2 protein-coding genes are annotated in these 1,799 nt (G+C 62.9%); one reads left to right on the top strand and one right to left on the bottom strand.

All coding sequences use genetic code 11. From position 1 onward, the window contains the following. Positions 1–973: 973 nt before the first annotated feature. A complete protein-coding gene (locus GA0061099_RS39105; protein WP_036032500.1) occupies positions 974–1,312 on the bottom strand; it encodes a hypothetical protein in 339 nt (112 codons plus the stop codon). A gap of 116 nt (positions 1,313–1,428) precedes the next feature. Between GA0061099_RS39105 and GA0061099_RS39100 the strand changes: the two genes are divergently transcribed. Next, a partial coding sequence (locus GA0061099_RS39100; protein WP_244621066.1) for an ATP-binding protein occupies positions 1,429–1,799 on the top strand: 371 nt, incomplete at its 3' end.

Below are 1,799 nucleotides of genomic sequence, written 5' to 3'. Positions count from 1 at the left end.
GACCGCCTCGATCTTGAACTCGCGACTGAACTTCCGTGCACCTCCGGCTTCATGAAACACCTAATCTCGGTGTCCATCAAACCGGCAGCAGCTCAAAACCCGTTTAGTCGGGCGGGCGAGTCGCTCTCGGAGCTTTAAGGCGCTCAGTTGTTCAGTCGTTCGGCCGGGCAGTCGTTCAGCCTAAACGGTTTACCGGGAAATCGCAGAATTAGTGGCGGCGAGTCTGCCTAGGGTGGGATCGCGCTGTTGCGGCCAGTGCGTTGTCCTCCTTTCCGTGGTGAGGCTCTGTGCTTGAGAGGTCCGGAGCCTCACTGGCCCATCGCCAATCCCGTCAAGAGAGACCTGCCACAATGAACTACGAACCGTGGCCCGGTCTTTGCCGGCCTGGCTGAGGGCTTGCGAGCGCGCCATCGCGCCCGAGCCTAAGCCGAGCGAAACGATCCACCCCGACCCGGAGCTGCTAGCCGCAGCTGAACGACTTCAATTACTCATCACGGCTGAACGTCAGCGGGGCACCGACGAGAGCCTCGCCGCGCCGCTCCGAAGGCATGGCGGGCGCAGCATCATGCTTCTCGTGTTCAACTACCAAGACAGGTAAGGGTGACTTGGGGTCGCAGGCAGTGCGGAGACTCGGCGCTGTTCGGTTGCGTTGGAATCAGACACTGTCCCTATCCCCGCCCGCACCACCCTTTGACGTTTGCGGCAACGTGACTCGGCGCTTATCCCCCACGCATACACGGAGGAAGCGCTGTCCCTGCCACGAGCAGCCAACTCCCACACGGCCAGCCTCATAGCAGCGGAGGAAGCTGGCCGGGAGGTCATCGTCGTCGGAGGACGAGCCTAACTACTTGATCCCTGCCCACCAGTCGGAAGCAGCGAGGGCGCGGCTCGGAGCCGGTTAGCCATGGAGGCATCAAGGCCCGTATCCTGCCACACCCACGCTGCCGATGAGTTTAGCGGGCTGCCGCCCTCGCTAAACCCAACCGTTTTGTACCGGGGCCAGCTGACTGAAAGCTGACGAGACCGCGTAGCAATTCACCCAACGAAACGCGGCCCGCGTGGGCCACTTGCCGTCAAGAACAATGAAGACGTTCAGGCCGCAGACAAAAGGCGTTCGGCCAAGCTTACGATCAGCGGCAGCCGCCGCACGACAACGGGCCGGATTGGCGATCAGCACCACTGCACGCTTAAGACTGATCGCCCTGACGACCTCACGCTCTCCCGGCTCGTGCGCATCCACCATGGGATCCATGAGGTGGCCGTCCATCCGATTTGTGCCGGTCGTCGCCGCCGCGTCGTCGACCCCGAGCATTTTGCGGGCCTGACTGGATCGAACCGCGCTGGCGCGCTCGCAGGATCGTCCGTTGTGCCGCCGGCGCTGCTGCGGCCGCTCGGCGAGTATGAGGCAATCGTCGGGGGGAGCTTCTGATGCGCGCCGCTGTCTCCGATCGCCTGAGCGATATGCTGACCCGCCTGAAGCTGACCGCCGTCCGCGACCAGTTGGATGGGCTATTGGACGAGGCCGGCCGACAAGAGCTGAGCCTGCGCGAGACCCTGGTGCTACTGTGCGAGCGCGAGATCGCCCGCAAGGACGAGCGGCGCATCGAGATGACCCTCAAACTCGCTCGCTTCCCGTTCGTTCGCGATCTCTCCGGCTTCGACTTCTCGGCCCAGCCGTCGCTAGACCCCAAGCGGTACTGTCCAGAATCTTCCGCACTTTTGATCAGGCGACGGCTCCGGTTTCAGAGAGTTGTGGCTGATAGAGCGGTCGCATGTTCATGTAGCATTTGGTCGACCAC

The organism is Bradyrhizobium yuanmingense (genome assembly GCF_900094575.1).
GTDB lineage: Bacteria > Pseudomonadota > Alphaproteobacteria > Rhizobiales > Xanthobacteraceae > Bradyrhizobium > Bradyrhizobium yuanmingense.
The sequence above is the reverse complement of the archived record's forward strand: the minus strand, read 5'-3'. Positions and strand labels throughout refer to the sequence as shown.